This is a genomic window from Marinobacter sp. 1-4A, assembly GCF_016597725.1.
In the GTDB taxonomy this organism is placed as follows: domain Bacteria; phylum Pseudomonadota; class Gammaproteobacteria; order Pseudomonadales; family Oleiphilaceae; genus Marinobacter.
The window spans coordinates 557,325-580,208 of the sequence record NZ_VCGY01000003.1 but is presented as its reverse complement, the minus strand read 5'-3'; the positions used below and the strand labels follow the sequence as shown (position 1 = coordinate 580,208).

At 52.4% G+C, this 22,884-nt stretch carries 22 protein-coding genes; 4 read left to right on the top strand and 18 right to left on the bottom strand.

Annotation, left to right across the window (positions count from 1 at the left end):
- Positions 1-7 precede the first annotated feature (7 nt).
- From atpG to FE845_RS09550, 15 genes are all read right to left on the bottom strand, one after another.
- Entirely contained in the window at positions 8-868 is an 861-nt protein-coding gene (atpG, locus tag FE845_RS09620; protein WP_200363853.1) for a F0F1 ATP synthase subunit gamma, read from the bottom strand.
- 66 nt (positions 869-934) lie between these two features.
- Positions 935-2,479 (bottom strand): F0F1 ATP synthase subunit alpha, encoded by a 1,545-nt coding sequence (atpA, locus tag FE845_RS09615; protein ID WP_200363851.1) that lies wholly within the window; start codon positions 2,477-2,479, stop codon positions 935-937.
- A 28-nt stretch (positions 2,480-2,507) separates the two neighbouring features.
- Entirely contained in the window at positions 2,508-3,044 is a 537-nt protein-coding gene (locus tag FE845_RS09610) for a F0F1 ATP synthase subunit delta (protein ID WP_200363849.1), read from the bottom strand.
- An 11-nt stretch (positions 3,045-3,055) separates the two neighbouring features.
- Complete coding sequence (locus tag FE845_RS09605) at positions 3,056-3,526, bottom strand: F0F1 ATP synthase subunit B (RefSeq protein ID WP_200363847.1); 471 nt, start codon at positions 3,524-3,526, stop codon at positions 3,056-3,058.
- A 96-nt stretch (positions 3,527-3,622) separates the two neighbouring features.
- Positions 3,623-3,850 carry a F0F1 ATP synthase subunit C gene (gene atpE / locus FE845_RS09600; protein ID WP_014873137.1) on the bottom strand — a complete coding sequence of 76 codons (228 nt, stop codon included), beginning with the start codon at positions 3,848-3,850 and terminating at the stop codon, positions 3,623-3,625.
- A gap of 53 nt (positions 3,851-3,903) precedes the next feature.
- Positions 3,904-4,755, bottom strand: coding sequence for a F0F1 ATP synthase subunit A (atpB, locus tag FE845_RS09595; RefSeq protein WP_200363845.1), 852 nt, complete (start codon positions 4,753-4,755; stop codon positions 3,904-3,906).
- A 15-nt stretch (positions 4,756-4,770) separates the two neighbouring features.
- Entirely contained in the window at positions 4,771-5,163 is a 393-nt protein-coding gene (locus FE845_RS09590) for an ATP synthase subunit I (RefSeq protein ID WP_200363843.1), read from the bottom strand.
- Positions 5,164-5,368: 205 nt separating this feature from the next.
- Complete coding sequence (locus FE845_RS09585) at positions 5,369-6,244, bottom strand: ParB/RepB/Spo0J family partition protein (RefSeq protein WP_200364004.1); 876 nt, start codon at positions 6,242-6,244, stop codon at positions 5,369-5,371.
- 60 nt (positions 6,245-6,304) lie between these two features.
- A complete protein-coding gene (locus FE845_RS09580; protein WP_200363840.1) occupies positions 6,305-7,099 on the bottom strand; it encodes a ParA family protein in 795 nt (264 codons plus the stop codon).
- Between the two features lie 76 nt (positions 7,100-7,175).
- On the bottom strand, positions 7,176-7,817 hold the full coding sequence (rsmG, locus tag FE845_RS09575) for a 16S rRNA (guanine(527)-N(7))-methyltransferase RsmG (RefSeq protein WP_200363838.1): 642 nt from the start codon (positions 7,815-7,817) through the stop codon (positions 7,176-7,178).
- An 8-nt stretch (positions 7,818-7,825) separates the two neighbouring features.
- Positions 7,826-9,712 (bottom strand): tRNA uridine-5-carboxymethylaminomethyl(34) synthesis enzyme MnmG, encoded by a 1,887-nt coding sequence (gene mnmG, locus FE845_RS09570; RefSeq protein ID WP_200363836.1) that lies wholly within the window; start codon positions 9,710-9,712, stop codon positions 7,826-7,828.
- Positions 9,713-10,070: 358 nt separating this feature from the next.
- Positions 10,071-11,351, bottom strand: a complete 1,281-nt coding sequence (locus FE845_RS09565; RefSeq protein ID WP_200363834.1) for an MFS transporter — start codon at positions 11,349-11,351, stop codon at positions 10,071-10,073.
- Positions 11,352-11,379: 28 nt separating this feature from the next.
- Positions 11,380-14,493, bottom strand: a complete 3,114-nt coding sequence (locus FE845_RS09560) for an efflux RND transporter permease subunit (protein WP_200363832.1) — start codon at positions 14,491-14,493, stop codon at positions 11,380-11,382.
- A gap of 3 nt (positions 14,494-14,496) precedes the next feature.
- A complete protein-coding gene (locus tag FE845_RS09555) occupies positions 14,497-15,591 on the bottom strand; it encodes an efflux RND transporter periplasmic adaptor subunit (RefSeq protein ID WP_200363830.1) in 1,095 nt (364 codons plus the stop codon).
- A gap of 37 nt (positions 15,592-15,628) precedes the next feature.
- Positions 15,629-16,177, bottom strand: coding sequence for a DUF3833 domain-containing protein (locus FE845_RS09550; RefSeq protein WP_200364002.1), 549 nt, complete (start codon positions 16,175-16,177; stop codon positions 15,629-15,631).
- Positions 16,178-16,467: 290 nt separating this feature from the next.
- Between FE845_RS09550 and FE845_RS09545 the strand changes: the two genes are divergently transcribed.
- Entirely contained in the window at positions 16,468-18,288 is a 1,821-nt protein-coding gene (locus FE845_RS09545) for an acyl-CoA dehydrogenase C-terminal domain-containing protein (RefSeq protein ID WP_200363828.1), read from the top strand.
- A gap of 65 nt (positions 18,289-18,353) precedes the next feature.
- Here FE845_RS09545 and FE845_RS09540 read toward each other — a convergent pair whose 3' ends face one another.
- From FE845_RS09540 to FE845_RS09530, 3 genes are all read right to left on the bottom strand, one after another.
- A complete protein-coding gene (locus FE845_RS09540; RefSeq protein ID WP_200363826.1) occupies positions 18,354-19,100 on the bottom strand; it encodes a substrate-binding periplasmic protein in 747 nt (248 codons plus the stop codon).
- A gap of 228 nt (positions 19,101-19,328) precedes the next feature.
- On the bottom strand, positions 19,329-20,384 hold the full coding sequence (locus FE845_RS09535) for a cytochrome-c peroxidase (RefSeq protein ID WP_200363824.1): 1,056 nt from the start codon (positions 20,382-20,384) through the stop codon (positions 19,329-19,331).
- Positions 20,385-20,548: 164 nt separating this feature from the next.
- Positions 20,549-21,217 (bottom strand): DUF2959 domain-containing protein, encoded by a 669-nt coding sequence (locus FE845_RS09530; protein ID WP_227714206.1) that lies wholly within the window; start codon positions 21,215-21,217, stop codon positions 20,549-20,551.
- A gap of 78 nt (positions 21,218-21,295) precedes the next feature.
- Here FE845_RS09530 and FE845_RS09525 point away from each other — a divergent pair, with 78 nt between their 5' ends.
- The 3 genes from FE845_RS09525 (at position 21,296) to FE845_RS09515 (ending at position 22,738) form a co-directional block, all read left to right on the top strand.
- Entirely contained in the window at positions 21,296-21,754 is a 459-nt protein-coding gene (locus FE845_RS09525; protein ID WP_227714205.1) for a YchJ family protein, read from the top strand.
- A gap of 352 nt (positions 21,755-22,106) precedes the next feature.
- Positions 22,107-22,400, top strand: coding sequence for a type II toxin-antitoxin system RelE/ParE family toxin (locus FE845_RS09520; protein WP_126756103.1), 294 nt, complete (start codon positions 22,107-22,109; stop codon positions 22,398-22,400).
- 14 nt (positions 22,401-22,414) lie between these two features.
- The gene (locus FE845_RS09515; RefSeq protein WP_200363821.1) at positions 22,415-22,738 is read left to right on the top strand and encodes a HigA family addiction module antitoxin; all 324 of its coding nucleotides are present in this window, start codon (positions 22,415-22,417) and stop codon (positions 22,736-22,738) included.
- Positions 22,739-22,884: the final 146 nt, after the last annotated feature.

Genomic DNA, 22,884 nt, shown 5'->3' with positions numbered 1-22,884 from the left:
TGGCGGATCAGACCGATGCCGCGCCGCTCACAATTTCCGAAATCTCTTGCGTAATGGCTGCCTGACGAGCTTTGTTATAAACCAGCTGCAACTCGTCAATAATGTCACCTGCGTTATCGGTAGCACTCTTCATGGCAATCATCCGTGCCGCCTGTTCGCAGGCAAGATTCTCTACCACGCCCTGATAAACCTGGGACTCAATAAAACGTGGCAGCAGCCCGTCCAGAATCGGACGCGCATCCGGCTCATAGATGTAATCCCACTGGCGACCAATATCTTCTTCCGTGCCTTCCGGCAGTGGCAGAAGCTGCTCAGCTTTCGGCATTTGTGTCATGGTGTTCACAAACTCGTTGCTCACTAGGTATAGGCGGTCAATCTTGCCTTCCCTGAATGCATCGAGCATCACCTTAACGTTGCCGATCAGCGTTTCCGCACTGGGGTCATCGCCCAAATGCGTTAGCGCAGCGATCACGTTTCCGCCATAGTTGCGGAAAAACGATGCACCTTTCTGCCCGATAGCACAGAGATCGGTTGCGACACCTTTTTCTTTCCAGTCGCGCATTTCGCGCACGAGCAGTTTGAACACGTTTGCGTTCAAACCACCGCACAAACCGCGATCGGAGGAGACAACAATGTAGCCAACACGTTTCACCTCACGCTCAACCATGAACGGATGGCGATAATCTTTATTGGACTTGGCGATGTGTCCAATTACCTGCCGCATCTTTTCTGCATAGGGGCGAGTTGCCTGCATACGCTCCTGAGCTTTACGCATTTTACTCGCAGCTACCATCTCCATGGCGCTGGTGATTTTCTGCGTGCTCTTGATGCTGCCGATCTGGTTACGTATTTCTTTTCCGATGGCCATATGTCACTGCCCTTTCAAGTTAGACACTCTTTGGGACCAACTAACCCGCCGCAGCGGGCGTTAGTATTACCAGGTTTGAGTGGTCTTGAATTTCTCCAGAGCAGCTTTAAGGCCAGCGGCAATTTCATCGTTGTATTTGCCTTCAGCACCGATTGTTTCGAGCAGTTCTTTCTGCTCTGACCGCATCCAGTCCAACAACTGGGCTTCAAACTTAACAACCTTGTCGACGTCAACATCGTCAAGGAAGCCTTCGTTTGCGGCAAACAGAACAGTACCCATTTCAGCCACAGACATTGGGCTGTACTGGTTCTGCTTCATCAATTCGGTAACACGTTGACCGTGCTCAAGCTGCTTACGCGTGGCTTCATCCAGATCCGATGCAAACTGGGCAAAAGCTGCCAGCTCACGGTACTGAGCCAGAGCCAGACGGATATTACCGCCCAATTTCTTCATGATCTTGGTCTGAGCTGCACCACCTACCCGCGATACCGAGATACCTGCGTTCATCGCCGGACGGATACCGGAGTTAAACAGGTTGGTCTCGAGGAAGATCTGACCGTCTGTGATAGAGATTACGTTGGTCGGTACGAAAGCCGATACGTCACCTGCCTGAGTTTCAATGATAGGCAGTGCGGTCAAAGAGCCGGTCTTACCTTTCACTTCACCATTGGTGAACTTTTCAACGTAGTCCGCGTTTACTCGGGACGAGCGCTCCAGCAGACGGGAGTGCAAGTAGAATACGTCACCCGGATAAGCTTCACGTCCTGGCGGACGACGCAGCAACAGGGAGATCTGGCGGTATGCAACAGCCTGCTTAGACAGGTCATCGTATACGATCAGAGCGTCTTCGCCACGGTCACGGAAGTATTCACCCATGGTCGTACCGGCGTAAGGTGCCAAGAACTGCATGGATGCAGGGTCTGCAGCACCGGCGGCTACCACAATGGTGTGATCCATTGCGCCATGCTCTTCCAATTTGCGTACAACCGCAGCAATGGAAGACTGCTTTTGGCCAACCGCGACGTATACGCATTTGATACCAGAGTTTTTCTGGTTGATGATCGCGTCAATAGCAACGGCAGTTTTACCGATCTGACGGTCACCGATGATCAGTTCACGCTGGCCGCGGCCAACTGGAACCATGGTATCGATGGCTTTCATACCGGTTTGTACCGGCTCGTCAACAGACTGACGTTCGATAACACCCGGTGCTACTTTTTCAACGGGATCAGTTTTAGTGGTTCCCAGATCGCCTTTTCCGTCAATCGGGTTGCCCAAGCCGTCTACAACACGGCCCAAAAGTTCCGGACCAACCGGTACTTCCAGAATACGGCCGGTGCAACGCACTTTCTGGCCTTCGGCCAGATCTTCGTAGTCACCCAGTACCACGGCGCCTACTGAATCGCGCTCAAGGTTCAACGCCATACCGAATACGCCATTGGCGAATTCGATCATCTCGCCGTACATAACGTCGGCCAGACCGTGGATTAGCACGATGCCGTCTGCGACAGACAGGATGGTGCCTTCATTTTTTGCTTCAGAAGAGATGTCGAGTTTCTCGATTCTCTTTTTGATGATGTCACTGATCTCGGATGGATTCAGTTGCTGCATGCCTTTGTCCTCAAACCTTTTGCTGAAATCAGGAGCCCAGTGCTTTAGCCATTTTGGCCAGCTTGCCACGGACTGAAGCGTCAATAACCAAATCGCCGGTATTCACCACCACGCCGCCGATCAAAGAGCGATCAACAGAGGTTTCCAAGGCGACTTTACGCTCCAGTTTTCTGGACAATGCTTCTGCCAGCTTTTGCTGCTCATCGGCGGTCAATTCATACGCCGTGCTCACCTTCATATTAACTGTGCGCTCAAGCTCCGCACGGTAGAAAGTGAACAGCGTTGAAATTTCCGGCAGCAGCGCTAGGCGCTTGCTTTCAGCAAGAATCAACAGGAAGTTTCTGAGCGCTTCAGGCATCTGTTCTTCTGCTGTATCGAAAAACAGCTCTGCCTTGCGTTGCTCAGACAGGCCAGGATTGGCCAGAATTTTCTTCACAGCGTCGTCCGCCGCCAACAAACCAACAAAAGCAAGCGCCTGATCCCAGGAATCAACGGCGTCTTGCTCTTTAGCGGCGTCAAAAACGGCTTTCGCATAGGGCCGGGCTAACGTAATCAGTTCTGCCATGGGACCCTCGCTTAGAGTTGTGCGGCCAGCTTGTCCAGCATCTCGCTGTGAGCTTTGGCATCGACAGAGGTTTCCAGGATCTTCTCGGCACCGGCAATGGCAAGCAATGCCACTTCTGTCCTGAGTGCGTCGCGAGCCTGAACACGCTCCTGCTGAATTTCCGCCCGGGCCTGCTCAATGAGCTTTTCACCTTCTTTGCGAGCATCGTCTTTTGATGCTTCTACAATCTGGGCGGCGCGCTTGTTGGCCTGATCAATAAGAACAGCAGCTTCTTCTTTGGCTTGCTGCATTTGCTGGGCCGCCTTTTCCTGAGCTAGCTCAAGATCCAGTGAAGCCCGGTCAGCAGCAGAAAGACCATCAGCAATTTTCTTCTGGCGCGCTTCCATGGCTGCCGTAATTGGCGGCCATACATACTTCACGCAGAACCAGACGAAAATAGCGAAGGCAATCGATTGCCCTATTAACGTAAGGTTTATATTCACGGCAATATACCTCTTGCTATTCGTTGCGTGCTGGAAACCGAAAAACCGGGCGCCAGCCTCTGATTATCAGGGTAGCGCCCGCATCTCTGGTCTGTGTTAGCCAGCAACAACGAAGATCAGGTACATCGCGATACCAACACCGATCATCGGAACGGCGTCCAGAAGACCAGCCATGATGAAGGTCTTAACCTGCAGTTGGTTAGCCATTTCTGGCTGACGAGCGGTTGCTTCAAGCAGCTTGCCGCCCAGAATACCAAAGCCAATACCGGTGGCCAGTGCGCCCATACCGATGATGATCGCTGCTGCAATAAATACCATTTCCATTGAGAACTCCTCAGTTTTTCAGATAGTTAAGGGTTTGCTTTTTAACGGGTAAATCAGTGATCTTCGTGCGCCGCCGCAAGATAAACTATTGTCAGCATGGTGAAAATAAACGCCTGCAGCGGAATTACCAGAATATGGAAAATGGCCCAGGGCACGTTCAGAGTCCACTGCGCCCACAATGGCAGCAGTGCAATCAGAATAAACACAACTTCACCGGCGTACATGTTACCGAACAGACGCAACGCCAGACTGATAGGCTTAACGATGAGTACCAGAATTTCCAGCACAAGGTTGACCGGGATCAGCGCCCAATGGTTGAACGGCTGCATGCCAAGTTCTTTAGCGAAACCGGTGACACCTTTTACTTTCAGGCTGTAGAAAATAATCAGCAGGAACACGCCAATAGACATACCAAAGGTCGCATTGGGATCTGTGGTAGGTACGATTTTGAAGTACTCAAGCCCCATAGCGTGTGCAATAGTTGGAATGTAGTCCACTGGAATCAGCTTAAGCACGTTCATTAGCAGTATCCACACGAAGATCGTCAATGCTAATGGTGCAATCAGGGGGTTACGGGCGTGAAAGCCGTCTTTTACCAGATTTTCAATGAACTCTACGGTAACTTCTACCAGATTTTGCAAGCCGCCGGGCACACCGGTAGTGACGCGCTTGGCTACGAAACGGAAAAGCCCCAAAAACAGGACACCCATTGCGATAGACCAGCCAAGAGTATCTACGTGGATAGCCATGAAGCCCATATCTGCAGCTTCTTGCGCAGTGCGAGCGAAGGTCCAGCCAGACTCGCTCATCACACTGCCGTCAAAACGCTCATAGCCAGCTTCAAGCTTGCCATAGGTCAGGTTTTGGAGGTGGTGCTTTATATACTCTACTGGGGTATCAGCCATTCTGCTCTCGTCCCATCATCGCCGTGGTTGCGGCCGTATCAGCCAGCGCAAAGCGCCGCCTGCTAAGACCATCACAGCAAAAGTGAATAACAGAGCCGGTACGTATACCGGCTCCATTAAAGTGAAAACGGCCGCGAAAAAAATTGCGGTAAGGGCGATTTTGGTGGTTTCCGCCCTGAACAAGTTCCCCACCATCAGGTGCGCATTACGGGCGCCCTGGTAACGATAAACCCGATTTACAAACCAGGCATTTGGCACTATAAAGATAAGACCGCCGATAAATGCGGAATAACCGGCCAAAACACTGTGAAGCGACCATAACAGGCTGATAATAAACAAGCCTGTAAACTCTATGATCAGCCAACGGGCCAAAGGAACGTGGGTGATTCGAGATTGCCGAGATTTCATATCACCGCCATCATTCCAATCGCGCGAAATTATATGTTTTAAGCACTTGTTGTTCAACCAGACTCTGCACGAAATTTGGCCAAAACATAGTCAAACTAGCGCTAAGAATCACCATTTACCACACAATTTGTGGTTAGCGCCTGTTGCAGTCACGACATCTGGTGGTTATGGGACTTTCAGCCGATACGCTGATTTTAATGTCCAATTAGCGGATATGACCAAGAATACCGTCTAACTCGTCCAGTGAACTGTACTCAATCACTAACTTACCCTTGCCGCGCTGACCGTGGGCAATCGATACTTTTGCCCCCAAGCGCTCGGCAAGGTCATCCTGCAAGGCACGAATATTGGGATCTATGGTACCGGTTTTTGCGGGTGTTCCGGCTTCTGCGTTTTGCTGAATCCGACGCACCAGATCTTCAGTCTGGCGCACAGACATGGATTTTGCGACAACCTGCTTCGCAACCTGCACCTGCTGCTTTGGTGAGAGCGTCAACATGGCCCGGCCATGACCCATTTCCAAGTCGCCGTGTTCCAGCATTAACCGTACATCTTCGGTCAAGCCAATCAGGCGTAGTAGGTTGGTAATAGTGGTGCGGGACTTCCCAACGGCTTCGGCTACCTGAGCTTGGGTTAAACCAAATTCTTCCTGCAATCGTTGGAGTGCGAAAGCCTCTTCAATAGGGTTGAGGTTTTCCCGCTGGATGTTTTCAATAAGCGCCATGGCAATGGCAGCTTCGTCTGGCACATCGCGAATGATGGCCGGAATACTGTCCAACTCTGCCATCTGGGTGGCGCGCCACCGGCGCTCACCGGCAATCAGCTCATAGCGACCTTCGGCAATCGGGCGAACAACAACAGGCTGCATCACGCCCTGCTGGCGAATGGAATCCGCCAGCTCCTGAAGAGCAGCAGGGTCCATATCACGCCGGGGCTGAAAACGACCGCGCTGGATCAGATCAATGGGAACCTGTCGCAACTCACCGTCGTGATCTTTCAGTTCCTGATCCAGATTCACTCTGGAACCGGCTAGCAAGGCTCCCAGCCCACGCTCGCCCAATCCTCGTTTCTTCGCCGCCATGGTATCAGTCATTCTTCCCGTTGATGGTGGTTGTATCTATAAAACCTAGCGAGGGGTATGTTACACCGCAACCTGAGCCGGTGTCTTTTTTGCCCCGTGGCGACGCACCATTTCTCCGGCTAATGCAAGATAGGCAATAGCCCCTTTGGATGCTTTATCGTACTTTAAGGCTGGCATGCCATAGCTCGGCGCCTCTGCAAGGCGTACGTTACGAGGGATAACCGCTCGATAGACCTTTTCACCAAAATACTCATTGAGCTGACTGGACACATCCAATGTGAGGCTGTTCCGAGGGTCATACATGGTTCTTAAGATGCCCTCTAGCTCCAGATTTGGGTTCACGGATTCCTTAATTTGCTCCACGGTATTCATCAATGCCGCCAAACCCTCCAGCGCGTAGTACTCGCATTGCATGGGTATAAGCACCGAGTCCGCTGCTGATAGGGCGTTCACGGTCAGCAAACTTAGTGACGGCGGGCAATCGATCAAAATATAGTCGTAATTGTCACGAACGCCGTTAAGGGCAAGCCTAAGCCTGTGTTCCCGGCCAATTTCGTTCATTAACTCCACTTCGGCAGCCGTCAGATCGCCGTTGGACGGCATAATGTCATAGCCGGAAGCTTCTGCCGGGATAATCACTTCAGCAGCGGAAGCGCGTTTGGTCAGCAGGTCGTAGCCGGAAAGTTGCAGAACGTTTTTGTCCACGCCACTGCCCATAGTGGCGTTGCCCTGAGGATCCATGTCCACCAACAGAACCCGACGTTTGGTGGCGGCCAATGAGGCAGCAAGATTGACGCAAGTGGTGGTTTTGCCCACACCGCCTTTCTGATTGGTCACTGCAATCACGCGCGCCATTTCTCGTCTCCTTGTTCGTAAATACTGTTACTGAAGACCGCTGCCGAATACAGTTGCGGGTTACCGGGGCTAATCTCTAACTGGACTCTGACCGGGTTACCACCAGCAGGTGTCTCTCACCGCCAGCACCGGGTACTTCCAGAGAATGACTGGATGATACCTGCCAGCCTGCAGGAAGGGCAGCTACCTCATCATCCGGATACTGGCCTTTCATGGCAAGGAAGCTCCCGTCACGCGCTAACAGGTCACCACACCAAGCTACCAGATTATCCAAAGCGGTAAACGCCCGGCTGCTGATTTGGCTATATGGGTGCTCGGGGTTGCAGTCTTCAGCGCGGCCGTGAATCACTTCCACGTTTTTCAGGCCGAGCTCCAGAACACACTGCTGCAGGAAGCGAGTTTTCTTGCCATTGCTGTCCAACAATGTGAAACGCTTTTCAGGCAACACAATAGCCAAAGGGATGCCGGGCAAGCCGCCGCCAGCACCCACATCTAACAAGTGCTCTGTGGTTACCCAGGGGAGAATGCTAAGGCTGTCGAGCAATTGCCGGGAAACCATTTCGCTTTCATCCCGCACCGCGGTGAGGTTATAGGCCCGATTCCATTTATTGAGCAAAGCCAAAAACGCCAGCAGTTGTTGTTGCTGGTCTTCGTTGAGGGAAAGTTGCATTTGCGCCAGCCCCTCAGAGAGCTGGCGCTGCCAGAGCGATTGAGTCATAGCCGCGTTCAGGCGCTCTGTTTGCGCAAAAGTTCACGCTTCTTCAGATGCACTAGAACCTGCGAGATTGCTGCTGGTGTAACGCCCTGAATGCGGGATGCCTGAGCAACCGTCTCGGGACGCACCTCTTTGAGCTTTTGTTTGATCTCGTTAGACAGGCCACCGATCACATCGTAATCCATGTCGATAGGCAGCGCGGTATTCTCATTCCGGCGCAAGCGCTCAATTTCATCTGTCTGACGCGAAATATAACCTTCGTATTTGATTTCGATTTCCACTTGCTCTGCCACAACCGGGTCATTTGCCTGAGCGGCACCGATTTCAGCAACATGGCTGTAAACAATTTCCGGCCGACGCAGTAACTCTGCCAGAGTGTGGTCCCGGGTCATGGGTTGCTTGAGGAAGGCATTGGCGCGCTCGCCTGCTTCGGTTGCGGGATGAATGCGGGTGGACTCCAGACGTTTGCGCTCCGTGGCAATGGCTTCACACTTTTCACTGAACTTCTGCCAACGCTCGTCATTGACCAGACCTAGCTTGCGGCCAGTCTCTGTTAGGCGCAGATCGGCGTTGTCTTCACGCAGAATGAGACGGTACTCGGCGCGGCTGGTGAACATACGGTAAGGCTCTTTGGTGCCCATGGTGATCAGATCGTCCACCAGCACCCCAAGGTAGGCTTCATCCCGGCGTGGATACCACTCGCTCTTTTCCTGAGCGCGCAAAGCCGCGTTGATGCCCGCCAACAAGCCCTGTGCACCCGCTTCTTCATAACCCGTGGTGCCGTTAATTTGGCCAGCGAAATACAGACCCTGAATAAACTTGGTTTCGAGCGTGTGGCGCAAATCCTGAGGGTTCAGGTAATCATACTCAATGGCGTAGCCCGGCCGCGTGATATGGGCGTTTTCAAAACCCGGAATAGAACGCACCGCCGCAAGCTGGATATCAAACGGTAGGCTGGTGGAAATGCCATTGGGGTAAAGTTCATGGGTGGTTAAGCCTTCAGGCTCTACAAAAATCTGGTGCGAATCCTTGTCGGCAAAACGGTTAACTTTGTCTTCAATAGACGGGCAATAGCGCGGCCCAACACCTTCTATATTCCCTGCGAACATCGGTGAACGGTCAAAGCCACTGCGGATAATATCGTGGGTCTGCTCGGTAGTGCGGGTTACGTAGCAGCACACCTGCTCAGGGTGCTGGTCGCGGCTGCCGACAAAGGACATAACCGGTGCCGGGTTGTCGCCCCACTGCTCCTGCATCACAGAGAAATCGACAGTGCGGGCATCGATGCGCGGTGGTGTACCGGTTTTCAGGCGACCTACGTTAAAGGGCAACTCCCGTAACCGCTGCGCCAGCGCGTTGGCGGGTGCATCGCCTGCGCGACCTCCGGAATGCTGCTGCATGCCAATGTGAATAACCCCGCCAAGAAAAGTGCCGGTGGTCAGCACAACCGTTTTAGCATGGAAGCGGATGCCGGTCTGGGACACCACACCGGTCACCTGATCGTTTTCTACAATTAGATCGTCTGCCGCCTGCTGGAACAGGGTGAGGTTTGGCTCATTTTCGAGCGTATGACGAATCGCTGCCTTGTACAGAACCCGGTCTGCCTGAGCGCGGGTAGCCCGCACCGCCGGACCTTTGCGGCTATTGAGCACGCGGAACTGTATACCTGCAAGATCAGTTGCCCGAGCCATGGCGCCGCCAAGGGCATCGATTTCCTTTACCAGATGGCTTTTGCCTATGCCTCCGATGGCCGGATTGCAGGACATTTGGCCCAGCGTTTCAATGTTGTGGGTCAACAGCAGGGTTTGAGAGCCCATGCGTGCCGCCGCAAGCGCGGCTTCGGTACCGGCATGGCCACCACCAATGACAATAACATCGAAACGGGTTGGAAAATCCACAGCTCACCTCGGAAATCGGGGGATAAAATCAGGGCGGGGAGTATAACGTTTCACTTGAGAAATTGCAGTCAGAATGTGCAATTTTTAACCAGAAGCGACGGTGGATTGCTTCCGTTAAATATTGAACCTCGGGAAAAAGGTCTGGTCCTTGCCGTTTGTCGCATTGTGGAAAACCGAAATTACCGGCTTTTCATAGGCTTGGGCAACTCTCCTAACAAAAGTTTTCAATAAAGTTATCCACAAAAACTACCACTTACCACGAAGCCTTTATTGACAATCAAACCCTTGTTTTAATTGAATTTATAAAAACCTATTCAGAGCTTGTCCGCAGCTTATCCCAATAATTATCCACAGACTCTCACCCGGCTTTACGCCTCAGGCGCCACACGGCTATGAGCATAATCCCGTTAACCAACGACAACAGCAGGAAGAAGCCCGGAATAGCTACTTCGAGAACGCCAAGCACCAATATGCCCGTCAGCGCACTCACCACCATGAACAGCGCGTTGATCACATTCAGTGCTGCAATAATGCGTGCCCGTTTGTTTGGCGGGGTTTCATGCTGGATAAAGGCATAAAGGGGCACGATGAACAAACCACCACAAACCCCAATGCCCACCAAATCAAGCAATACCCGAATGTAAACGGGGTCGGTCATCAGCGTCCACCAGGTTGAAGGTTGCGGGTTCCCCGGCACCGCAAAAAACAAATCCACCCCCAGCAGCGTCAGGCCAAGGGCTCCCCATGGCACAGGCGCAAGAGTGATGCGGTGTTTGGTAAGCCGTTCGCACATCATGGAGCCGATGGAGATACCCACAATAAACATAGACAACAATAGAGTGACCACGGTTTCATCACCCTGAAGGTTGCTGTAGGCAAAGCTGGGGAACTGGGTGAGATAGGCGGCACCCAGAAACCAGAACCAAGAGATAGCTAAAATGGCCCAGAGCACAGGTTTACGCTCAGCCGCGACACTCATCAGATGCCAGGTTTCCAGAACCGGGCGGAAAGGTATTACTTGCCCGCTGCTAGCTATGCCAGTTTGCGGCACTTGTCGCGCCGCGAGATAACCTAAAACCGCCATTGCCAATACACCGACTGCTGTGAGTTTGGCCGCCGCCTCATGACCCATCAGCAAACCAGCTGCTATGGTTCCGAGCAAAATGGCCACGAAAGTGCCCATGCTCACTAGGCCATTACCGCCCACCAGCTCGTCGTCACTCAGTACCTGTGGCAAAATGGCGTACTTTACCGGCCCGAAGAAAGTGGACTGGGTGCCCATCAGGAATAGCAGTATCAATAAGCCTTCATACCAACCAAACCAGAGCGCCAGAGCCGCCATGGCCATAATGCCTATTTCAGCCAGCTTTACCTTGCGAATAATGGCCGACTTCTCATAACGGTCTGCCATCTGGCCCGCAATGCCGGAAAACAGGAAAAACGGCAAGATGAACAAAAAAGCTGCCAGATTAATCACTGTATTAACCGAAAGCCCCATCAAACCGGTGGTCTGGTAGGCAATCAGCAGCAGCAGCGCGTTTTTATAGAGATTGTCGTTGAAGGCCCCGGAAAACTGGGTGAGATAAAACGGCAAAAAGCGCCGCTGCCCCAATAAACGGAACTGACTGTGTTTGGCCATGTAAGCATCCGGGTTGCTAGGTTTCGCTTCAGTCTAACGAGTTTGCTTGAGGCAGAGATGCCTGACGTTCCAACTCATGCTCAACCGCATTTGCCGATTTGGCAAAGCCAGCCAGCAGATTATAGAGCACCGGAATGATAAACAAGGTAAGCGTGGTCGCAAAGATCAGCCCGCCCAGAATCACCATACCAATCGCCGCCCGACTTTCCGCACCGGCTCCCGTCGCTATAACCAGAGGTACAGCGCCAAAGACAGTGGATATGGTGGTCATCAACACGGGTCGGAAGCGCAAGGAGGCGCCCTCCAGAATTGCATCCTTCACCGCGTATCCTTCATCCCGCAGCTGGTTGGCAAACTCCACAATCAATATGCCGTTTTTCGACATAAGCCCTAACAGCATGATGATTCCTATCTGGCTGTATATGTTCAGGCTTATGCCGCTCCACCATAGCGCCAACAGTGCTCCGGTTACCGCCAATGGCACCGGGAGCATGATGATCAGCGGGTGAATCCAGCTTTCAAATTGGGCTGCCAGAACCAAAAACACGATAATAAAGGCCAAACCAAAGGTGACATAAATCGCCGAGGACGATTCCTGAAATTCCCGGGACATGCCCCGGTAGCTCACCCTTGCTTCGGGGGGCAGGTTATCCACAGCCAGATTGTTCAGGTAGGTGAGTGCCGAGCCTAAGTCGTAGCCATCCCCCAAAGAAGCACTGACCACCACCACAGGCAGTCGGTCGATACGGCGCAGATCGGGGTTTGCGCCAAGTTCGTCAACCGTTACCAGAGCCTGTAGGGGTATGAGTGTGCCGCCCTCTCTAGGCCGCAGAAAAATCTGCCCTAAATCCGCTGGCGTAGCGCGGTCGGCGTCCGCCGCCTGCACGATCACATCGTATTCACGGCCACGATCCTGATAGGTAGTCACCTGACGGGATGCCAGCATGGTTTGCAGGGTTAGGCCAACATCCTCAATGGTAATATCCAGATCGGCCGCCCGCTCGCGATCAATTTTCAGGAGCAACTCTGGACGGGTGAGTTCAAAGTCCGTTTGCACATTCAACAAGTCCGGGTTTTCCTTGGCCAAGGCAACAATTTCCTCACCCCAGACTCGGGCGGATTCGTAATCCGGGCCAGCAATAACAAATTCCACGGGTTGGCTAAAGCCTCTCTGGCCCAGCCCCGGTGGGTCTATGGCTACAATCCGAACCCCCGCAACCTCACGCAGTTTGTTGCGTATTTCACTGGTAATCTGTTGCTGTTTTATGTCCCGCTCTTCCCATGGCGCAAGGCCCATGATCATGAAGGCGCTGTCTTCCTCATTCCGGAAGCCAACGATGGAAAGCAGGCGACTGGCAACACCGGATTCAAGATAAGGTAAAAGTTTCTCTTCAGCCTTGCGTGCGTAGTGGTCAGTAAACTCCACCGTGGAACCCCGAGGGGCATTGGCGGGCATGATGATAACGCCCCTGTCTTCCGTAGGCGCTAGCTCCTGGGGCAACTGCGGATAGATAACAACAGCAACTACCAGCCCCACAAGCCCCAAACCCAGCACTAAGCCCGCTTGATTGAGGGAAAATCGCAGCAGCCGTTCATAGCCGTTGGTAAGGCCGTTCAGAACTTTCTCACTAGCGGCCCAAAAACGATGCCCTTCCGCGCTCTCCGGACTGTGTCTGAGCCATTTGGAACAGAGCATAGGGGCAAGGGTAAGCGCCACCAGACTGGACACTACTACCGCCGCCGCCAGCGTAAAACCGAACTCCGCAAACAGTCGCCCGATGTTGCCACCCATGAATGAAATGGGCACAAACACCGCCACCAACGTGAGCGTGGTAGCAATAACCGCGAAGGCCACCTGTTTTGCGCCGCGATAAGCCGCTAGCAACGGCGGTTCCCCTCCATCAATGCGTCGCTGGATGTTTTCCAGCATCACAATGGCATCGTCCACCACCAGACCAATGGCGAGAATCACCGCCAGCAAAGTGAGCACGTTAACGGAAAAGCCCAGAAATCCAAGGCCAATAAAGGCACCGATCACCGCTACAGGAATGGTTACGGCCGGAATCAGAGTGGCGCGCCAGGAGCGCAGGAACAGGAAGATCACGAGAATGACCAGTGACACAGCAATGGCCAGAGTAATCATGACTTCGCTAATGGAAGCACGGATAAAAATGGATTCATCGTAGCTTTCGGTAATAGAGATTTCCGGGGGCAGGGTTTCCCGTATTTTGTCCAGCTCAGCTCGTACAGCATCGGATACCGCCACAGTATTCGCCTTGGACTGGCGAATAATACCCATGCCGATAGCCGTTTGGCCGTTGGCCCGCAAACGTCCGATATCGGACTCCACGCCCATGTGCACATCCGCTACTTCTCCAAGACGCAGTAACTGGTTGCCATCCCGGCGAATCACGAGTTCACGGAATTCTTCAACTTTGGTCAGGCGACCTTCTGTGCGAACTGAAAAGTTGCGGGTGGAGGAGTCTACCGAGCCCGCCGGTAATTCCACGTTGTTGGCACGTAAGGCCCGCTCCACCTCGGCCACGGTAATGTCCCGGGCGGCTAGGCGTTCCCGGTCGAGCCACACGCGAATGGCATAGCGGCGCTCGCCACCAATACGCACATCGGCAACGCCGTCCACCACAGCCAATCTATCCGCCAGAACCCGGTCCGCATAATCACTCAATTCGGCACTGTCCCAGACCTCACTGCGCAAGGTAACCCACATCATCGGGCGGGCATCTGAATCCGCTTTGCGGATAATGGGTGGGTCCGCCTCGTCCGGTAGCTGGTTGGCAACCCGGGATACCGCATCGCGCACATCGTTGGCGGCGATATCTACATCCCGGGAAGTGGAAAACTCGATACTGGTGCGGGAATCCCCTTGTTCTGTAGACGACTCAATGGTGCGAATCCCTTCGATACCACTGATCGCCCCTTCAATCACCTGAGTAATCTGGGTGTCCACTACATCGGCGGCAGCGCCGGTGTAATTCGTGGAAATCGACACTATGGGCGGGTCAATATCCGGGTATTCACGCACCGGCAGGCCCATTAGGGCAGTCAAGCCAAACACCACAATCAGCAGGCTGAGAACCGTGGCAAAAACCGGGCGTTTTATGGAAATATCGGAAAGAATCACCGCTTACGACCCCACAACACTGGTGAACCGATTATCGGGAATGGCGGTTTCATCATCCACCACCCGAATACGTTCACCACTGCTCAGCCGATCCTGGCCGCTTACAATCACTTGGTCATCGGCGGTCAGGCCTTCGGCGACCTCTACACTCCCGGGCATGCGCGCGCCCAAGGTGACGCTCACACGCCGGGCGATCCCGTCCTCCGCGACAAACACGTATTTATTGGCACCACGTAGCATCACCGCCTGCTCCGGAATTACCAAAGCCTGCCGTTCACGCAAGGTCAGGTTCACAGACATGAATTGCTCGGGGCGCAAGCGGCCCTCAGTGTTATCGATCAGGGCGCGGACCGGTAGGGAGCGGCTTAGCTCGTCAATACGGCTGCCCAATTCAACCAGTTCGCCACTGAACGTCAACTCCGGATAGGCGGGGGATCTGCCCTGAACTTTCTGGCCGGGGCTGATCTGGCCTAGAAAGCGCTCGGGAACGGAAAAATTGAGTTCCATGCGGGAGGTGGCATCCAGTGTGGTTACCCGTGTACCCGCCGTTAAATATGCACCAATGCTAATATCACTGAGGCCTGTTACACCGGCAAACGGCGCTTCTATAAGATGGTTTTCAAGACGAACACGGGCTGCGGTATGTTGGGCTTCAGACACTTCTACGGCTGTTCGGAGTTCATCCACCAAAGACTGGGAAATGCTGTTCTTGTCTCTCAGGCTCCGGGCGCGCTCGTACTGGCGCCGGGCGTCTGCCAGCTGCGCTTCGATAACACCCAGATCTGCCCTCGCCTGCCGGTCATCCAGCCGCAGCAGCACATCACCCTGCTTCACCTGTCGGCCGGATTTTAGGTTAATCTCCATCACACGGCCGCTTGTTTCTGTGGTTAACTCAACGGCATTCACCGCTTTCAGGTTACCAACCGCCGCCACCTGATCGCGCACGGTATCGGTTACTGGCAGTACCGTATTAACCACACTGGCTGGCCGTTCTCGGGCAGCTTGCTCCTGCACGGGGCCAACGAAGTTGCGATAAGCCAGAGCACCACCAACTGCCAATACCACCAGCAGCAAACCGATCAACCATTGCTTCAACATACAATTTCCCAGCAGACAGACCGGCTAACGCCGGGTGTTATTTTTTCTGAATCACAAGTACAAGCTCACCGACATCAACCCCCCATTTGCTCATAGTGGTTTGGTTGATCAAGGTATCGGGCGTTACAAGATACATCCAGTCGTCCATTCGCACATCCACAGTTCCATCACCATAGGCTATGCGAAGCACGTAATTCATGTGAATGGTATTACCACTCCAGCGCATAGTGCCGGGCTCTACCACATCGCCCGCCTCGGCATGATAGCTATCGGCAGTATCCGAAGGTGTTAGGGTCCAAATCCGGGTTTGGACTTCGCCGTCATCAAAACGGAATTCTTCATCCAGCGTACCCACCCCGGTGTTGTCCCAAGATGCTGAAATATCCGCATCAAATGTGCGAATCACTTCACCGGACATGTCCTTGACCACACCACGGGCACTAAGTTCACCGCTAAAAAAGTTTTCCGGAACAAGCTTGGGGCCACGCTCGGCGTAGTCGGTTAAAGCTGGCCCTGAACACCCACTCAACAACCCCAAAACCGTTATAAAAATGAGTATAGAGCGCTTACCTACTTTGGGAATCATAGAACGCGGGTTTTGCATCTTTTTTACACTAGCCATAAGGCTCTCCAAAGGGCTTTTTAAGTCAGAAATTCCATTAAAAATTCACAGTTCAACGCGTGTTACATAAATACGCCCAAGGGTAGGTCTTCGATCAGCAGATACTTAAGGCAGAACCCACTGACTGTCTTTATTGACATTGCGTCGGGCGCTTTTCGTCAATGGAAGCCGGAGCGGAATGCCGTAAAACAACAACCAACTTTGCGATGAATAGCCCTACTTTCAGATTTTCAGACCTGTACAGAGGATTGATTATGCCGGTATACAAGGCGCCTTTGCGTGACATGAAGTTTCTGCTTAACGAAGTGTTTGATTACCCGAAACACTACGCATCACTGGCCAGTGGGGAGAACGCAACCCCGGATATTGTTGACGCTATCCTCTCCGAGTGCGCTCGCTTCTGCGAAGAACAGCTAAGCCCCCTTTACCAGCCCGGTGATGAAGAAGGCTGTACGCTGAAAGATGGCGAAGTAACCACCCCGAAAGGCTATAAAGAAGCCTATAACCAATATGTGATGGGCGGCTGGCAAGGGCTTTCTGCCCCGGAAGAATTCGGCGGTCAGGGTCTACCTGCCTCCATGGGCCTGCTAAAGCAAGAAATGATGGGCACCGCGAACTGGTCATTCTCCATGTACCCGGGCTTGTCCATGGGTGCCATGAACACCATCTTTTTGCATGGTACTGACGACCAGAAAGGCACCTATCTTACACCGATGACCGAGGGCCGCTGGGCCGGCACCATGTGCCTGACCGAGCCTCAGTGCGGCACCGATCTGGGCCAGGTAAAAACCAAAGCCGAACCACAGGCAGATGGCTCCTACAAGGTTACCGGCACCAAGATCTTTATCTCTTCCGGCGACCACGATCTTACCGAGAACATTATCCACATTGTTTTGGCCCGTCTGCCGAACGCGCCCAAAGGCACCCGCGGTATCAGCCTGTTCATTGTGCCCAAGTTTGTACCCACAGCCGAAGGTGGTGTAGGTGAGCGTAACGCCGTGGTATGTGGCAGCCTAGAAAAGAAAATGGGCATTAAGGCATCTGCTACCTGCGTTATGAATTTCGATGGCGCAACCGGCTATCTGATTGGCCCAGAGAACGAAGGCTTGGAGTGCATGTTCACCTTTATGAATACGGCCCGTATCGGCACCGCTATTCAGGGTGTAGGCCCGGCTGAACTTTCTTACCAGTGGGCTTTGGACTACGCCAAAGAACGCCGCTCCATGCGCGCACTTTCGGGTAAGAAAGAGCCGGATCAGATTGCCGATAGCCTGATTCACCATGCCGATGTGCGCCGTATGCTGCTCACCCAGAAAGCCATCGCCGAAGGTGGTCGCGCCATGCTCTATGATGCCGCCCGCCTAGCCGACCACATGGTTGAGGGTCATACCGCCGGTGATTCTGAAAAAGCGGATAAGTACGATGACAAGCTCGGCTTCCTGACGCCTATCCTGAAAGGGTTCCTTACCGAACTGGGCAATGAAGCCGCTAATCTGGGTATGCAGGTTTTTGGTGGACACGGCTACATCCGTGAACATGGCATGGAGCAGATCGCCCGGGATACCCGGATTGCCACACTTTACGAAGGCACCACCGGTATTCAGGCGCTGGATCTGCTTGGCCGCAAGGTATTGCTAACCACCAAAGGTGGCGCAGTTCGTGATTTTACGGCTCGAATTGCCAATTTTGCCCGCAAGCACCTAACCGACAGCCGGGTACGTCCCTTCGCTCTGGAACTGCTTAAACTCACGGCTCAATGGAACCTGCTCACCATGCGGATTATGTTTGCAGCGCGCAAAGATCGTGACGTTGTCAGTTCCGCTTCGTACGATTTTTTGATGTATAGCGGCTACGTGACCATGGCTTACATGTGGGCTCGACAAGCTGCTGCTGCAGCAAATTGTCTGAATAAGGGGGGCGATGAATCAGAGGCTTTCTATAACGCCAAGCTGGCAACTGCAGACTTTTACTACGAGCGTTTACTTCCCAGAGCTCAGGCACACGCAAGCAGTATGCTGAGCTCGAGCAAAAACCTGATGCAAATAAGTGCGGACGATATGGCCTTCACTGGATAAGTTATCCGGTGATTTTTGTCCCGGGTAGTTTCTACCCGGGAATTTTTCGCGATGCGAGCTCGTGCTTAAAGGCCGTATTTGGTACCAATAGCGTCAAAAGTTCCATCTTTCTTTGTGGCTTCAAGAGCCTCGTTGAGCTCTTCGATAACCTCATCGGGTGTATCCGGACTCATTGCCAGATATAGATCAACGTCGTTAAACGAGAATACCGGAACCAAACCTTCAACATCCTGTTGCGAGGCCAGATAAGGTCCCGCAAGACGCTCTGCAATCCAAAGATCAATCTGGCCTAATGCCAAACGCTTTGGATTGAGATCGTCACTGTCGATCACAGACACATCATATCCACGTTTCAGGAGATATTCGCTACGGACATCGTTGCGATAGCCTCCAATGGTTTTACCTTTCGCATCCTCAAGCGTTTCCATTGTGAACGTGCTTCCCGGGGGAGCAAAAACCGTCCATAGATTCTGCGCCAATGGCCCCACCCACTTAAACAAGGGTGCACGCTCTTCCGTATAAGTTGTACAGAAAATGCCGTGGTTGGCTTTAGACAAGGCCCGGTTGTAGCCATAATTCCAGTTACGTAGTTTGATCCGGTAATCGAGACCAGACTTATCCAGAACCGCTTTCGCCCTTTCCGTGCATATGCCATCAATATTATCAGCGCTATGTTCGAACGCCCGGCCTTGTGTGCTCATGTTGTAGGGCGGAAAATTCTCGGTATAGATATACAGCCTTTCAGCCGCAAACACTTGCTCGGTGCTAAAAAATGCGAGCATTGCCAAGACAATCAATGAAATGAATTGCATGGAAAGGTCTCCTTTAAACCACGTTCCGACGCACAGAGATACAATTAGTTAAAAATATTGTTAAACCGGAGTGTAGTTGAAGGCGCTTAGAGTTTGTATTTAAAGGTGTATCGTTATGTAAAGCAGCATTCGGAGGTGTGGATATGGCCAAGTTAGAATGGCTCTGTCACCCCGAATAAGCAGAGTTCGGAATAACAGAGCCAAACAAATTTTAACTCATTGCTTAGCTCACTGCGGCGCGACCATGGATTCCGGTTTCGGGGTATCGTCGGTGCTTGGTGGCAGCTCGGGATACCGTACTTCCGGAATTTTTCCGGTCAGGGTTTTCAAGAAAGCAGTGATGGACTTAACTTCCCCATCATTCAGTTCTGCACCCAATTGAGCGGTACCCATAACAGCAACAGCTTCTTCCAGGCTCCAAACCGCCCCGGAGTGGAAATAAGGCGCTGTCAGCTCAATGTTACGCAGGGGTGAAGCCCTGAATACATACTCGTCAGAAGCGGTGGAAGTCACCGCAAAACGGCCTTTGTCGCCAGTAGGCAAAATGTCGGCACCAGGTTTGGTCACCAGACCAAACGGATAGTACGCCTGACCGCCCAGATTCACGCCAGCATGGCAGGCCACACAGCCCTTATCCATAAACAGCGCCAAGCCTTCCTGTTCCTGCTTATTCAAAGCTGTTTTATCGCCGCGCAGGAATTTGTCAAAATCGGCATCCGGCGTAATCAGCGTAGCTTCATAGGCCTCAATCGCGACAGCCATATTGTTAAAGGTTACCGGATCATCCTCACCGGGAAAGGCTTGGCCAAACTTCTCAACATAAGCTGGCATGCTGGACAAGGTCTTTACAACACGCTCCGGCGTGCTGCTCATCTCTACGCCCGCCTGAACAGGCCCTTTCGCCTGTTCTGCAAGGTCCGCCGCCCTGCCGTCCCAGAACTGGGCGGCGTTAAAAACAGCGTTGAACACGGTAGGCGAGTTTCGTGGCCCTTTCTGCCAACCGTGGCCAATAGAAACTGGAAGGTAGTCGTGCCCACCCATGCCTACGTTATGACAGGTATTGCAGGAAATCAGGTGGCTTGCAGACAAGCGCGGCTCAAAAAATAGCATTTTGCCAAGCTCGACCTTTGCTTCGGTCAGCTCATTGCCATCAATAACCGGTGGGTACTGAGGAATCGCCGAAAACATTTCCCGCGCACGATCCTGCAAGTCTGCCGCTATTGCGGTCCCTGCAGTAATACTCAGGCTCACAGCAATAGCCAATTTAAGTGTATGCCGTTTCATTTTTCTGCTCCCTCATTTTCGGGTAGTTACTAAGCCCAAGCTATCAGAAGGTTAACGTTTGTAAATGAAAGGAGCGCTGCAGGCGACACTACCTGCAGTAAAATTGACGACCGTCAAATTCAAGAATTCAACGCTTGGTTTTATTAGCTCAAGCCCCGAGCGGGTTATTCACGAAACCGCTGTATAAATGCTTCAGATTCCGCAATGGATGCTTCCATGTCACGAACAAGGCTATCTACATCCTGTCGAATCTGCCCCAACTCGTCCTCGAGGGAACCTATCGCCTGAGCGTTAAGGTTATGCTTTAGAAAAAGCACCTGATCTTCAAATGCTTCGAGCACAGGGTCCATTCGCTTTTCAACCTGGTGCATTCGAGTAATCAAGCTGCTGTATAATTTGCGGGTTTCATCTAGCCTGCGCTTACTGGTGTTCCTAAGTGAGGCACTTTCGTACAGATCCAGTTCATCTTCCCACTCGTCAAACAAGGCTTCGGATACATCTTCAACCGCTTCGATACGATCCCGTACCTTATTTGCCGATTTGAGGCTGTCATCATAAGCGTCACTGATGACATTATATTTTTCCTGTAGCGTGGTGTCCGGTGTGTCCACCACGCTCTGAAATTGCTCCAGAGACGAGCGGAAGGTTTCGCGGGCATCACTCTGGGAATCTCTGGCATCCCCCACTCTATCCACCAGAATATCGCGTTTTTCAACGCCGAACTTTTCCATCGTGCTGTAATACATTGAACTGCAACCACTGAGTACCAGCATCAGACAAAATAAGCCGGTTAGCCGGGTAAATACAGAAGCTTGAGTGGTTTCGGTAAACATGGTTTGAATCAATCCTTTGGTCACTGGGCGCGGTTGTTATACTGCAAACTTAATCCCTGACGCAAATGCTACGAAATAATGACAGAGCAAACTACTATCCCACACTGCCCTTGTGACAACCAGAGGCCATACGCAGACTGCTGCCAACGCTACCACCAAGGCGCAATTGCTCCCACTCCCGAGGCCCTGATGCGCTCACGCTTTAGCGCATTTGCGTTAAAGCTGGAGGACTACCTACGCGTAAGCTGGCACTCCAGTACCCAGCCAACCGTTCTGGATCTGGACGAATCACCAGACTGGGCATCGCTGCGTATTCTGGAAAGCAGCGAAAGTGGCGATAAGGGTCGCGTACACTTTCAAGCCATTTACCGGCTCAACCCCGGCTGGGGCTTCCTACAAGAGGATTCAGAGTTTGTGCGGGAAAATGAGCGCTGGGTTTACCTAAAGGGTGAACCGCAAGAAGGTATTTTAAAGCCCGGGCGCAATGACCCCTGCCCATGTGGTAGCGGCAGGAAGTTTAAGGCGTGTTGTTTGTGAGGTTTTTGGTTTTACTTCCCAATACAGAATCTAATACCTCATTTAAAAACAACAAGTTATAAAATTAATGGAGCACATACGGAGTGCGAAAAACTGCGAAAAAAGTGCAAATATTTGTATGTTTTTTCAGAACCGGATCCTGATCACCCAATTCCATACTGGGATAAGTGGGAAACTGGGAACCCTACATGTGCTTCAATTGTAATATCCGGCTGTTGCGGCTGCCTCGTAGCGCCTTCATGTTAGCCTTAACTATAGTAACATCACACCATAAACAGATTCATTCTCATTTAAACGACGTTGACGCACAACATTGTTGTGCATATAATGAGCAAAAAGTGATCAGGCAACTATGGCGGTTGAATTCAGGGATGCGTGGCTGGAAGCTTTCTACGAGCAAGACCGGAGCCATAAGAAAATACCCAGCACCATTGAAGGTGCTCTGTTCAGGAAGATTCAGATTCTGGATGCCGCGACGCAGGAGTCAGACTTGAGGGTTCCACCGGGTAACCGGTTTGAGCATTTGCAGGGAAACCTGTCGGGCTGGTGTTCCATCCGGGTAAACAAACAGTATCGCCTGATCTTTCGCTGGGAAGACAGCACCGCCCTGGATACGTACCTAGACCCGCACGCGTACAAGGGTTAGAGGAGGTTATAGTTATGAGAACTACAAAACGTCGTCCCGTGACCGTGGGCCAAATGCTGGTCACCGAGTTCCTGGAGCCGGTGAACATTGAAATCAGTGAGCTTGCCGAAGCCATGGGTGTGCACAGAAACACCCTCAGCCGAATCGTACACGACAAAGGCACCCTGACAGCACCCATGGCAATCAAACTCGCAGCGGCTTTGGGGAATACGCCGGAGTTCTGGCTAAATATTCAGCACGCGGTTGAGTTATGGGATGTTCGTCATCAAGCCTACGAGCAGGAAGCGAAAAATGTGAAACGTGTAAAGCCTCACGTTCTGCCGATGAAGCAGGCCTGAAAAACAACTTGATTCCGCCGCGCTTCCCGTTCTTCTCGAAATCTACAAATAGCTGGCATAAGAGATGTTACCGGTACCAGGTTTTTTTGCACCTGGTTAAAGCAGCGATCAGTATGCGCATCATATAACTCCGATCTACGGCACGA

Coding starts and splice junctions, on each gene's coding strand:
- FE845_RS09545 (WP_200363828.1), top strand. CDS start 16,468: ATGCCGGTATACAAGGCGCCTTTGCGTGACATGAAGTTTCTGCTTAAC.
- FE845_RS09535 (WP_200363824.1), bottom strand. CDS start 20,384: ATGAAACGGCATACACTTAAATTGGCTATTGCTGTGAGCCTGAGTATT.
- FE845_RS09580 (WP_200363840.1), bottom strand. CDS start 7,099: ATGGCGCGCGTGATTGCAGTGACCAATCAGAAAGGCGGTGTGGGCAAA.
- FE845_RS09515 (WP_200363821.1), top strand. CDS start 22,415: ATGAGAACTACAAAACGTCGTCCCGTGACCGTGGGCCAAATGCTGGTC.
- FE845_RS09585 (WP_200364004.1), bottom strand. CDS start 6,244: ATGGCGGCGAAGAAACGAGGATTGGGCGAGCGTGGGCTGGGAGCCTTG.
- FE845_RS09530 (WP_227714206.1), bottom strand. CDS start 21,217: ATGTTTACCGAAACCACTCAAGCTTCTGTATTTACCCGGCTAACCGGC.
- FE845_RS09540 (WP_200363826.1), bottom strand. CDS start 19,100: ATGCAATTCATTTCATTGATTGTCTTGGCAATGCTCGCATTTTTTAGC.
- FE845_RS09525 (WP_227714205.1), top strand. CDS start 21,296: ATGACAGAGCAAACTACTATCCCACACTGCCCTTGTGACAACCAGAGG.
- FE845_RS09565 (WP_200363834.1), bottom strand. CDS start 11,351: ATGGCCAAACACAGTCAGTTCCGTTTATTGGGGCAGCGGCGCTTTTTG.
- FE845_RS09555 (WP_200363830.1), bottom strand. CDS start 15,591: ATGTTGAAGCAATGGTTGATCGGTTTGCTGCTGGTGGTATTGGCAGTT.
- atpE (WP_014873137.1), bottom strand. CDS start 3,850: ATGGAAATGGTATTTATTGCAGCAGCGATCATCATCGGTATGGGCGCA.
- FE845_RS09520 (WP_126756103.1), top strand. CDS start 22,107: ATGGCGGTTGAATTCAGGGATGCGTGGCTGGAAGCTTTCTACGAGCAA.
- atpG (WP_200363853.1), bottom strand. CDS start 868: ATGGCCATCGGAAAAGAAATACGTAACCAGATCGGCAGCATCAAGAGC.
- FE845_RS09610 (WP_200363849.1), bottom strand. CDS start 3,044: ATGGCAGAACTGATTACGTTAGCCCGGCCCTATGCGAAAGCCGTTTTT.
- atpB (WP_200363845.1), bottom strand. CDS start 4,755: ATGGCTGATACCCCAGTAGAGTATATAAAGCACCACCTCCAAAACCTG.
- atpA (WP_200363851.1), bottom strand. CDS start 2,479: ATGCAGCAACTGAATCCATCCGAGATCAGTGACATCATCAAAAAGAGA.
- FE845_RS09550 (WP_200364002.1), bottom strand. CDS start 16,177: ATGATTCCCAAAGTAGGTAAGCGCTCTATACTCATTTTTATAACGGTT.
- rsmG (WP_200363838.1), bottom strand. CDS start 7,817: ATGACTCAATCGCTCTGGCAGCGCCAGCTCTCTGAGGGGCTGGCGCAA.
- FE845_RS09590 (WP_200363843.1), bottom strand. CDS start 5,163: ATGAAATCTCGGCAATCTCGAATCACCCACGTTCCTTTGGCCCGTTGG.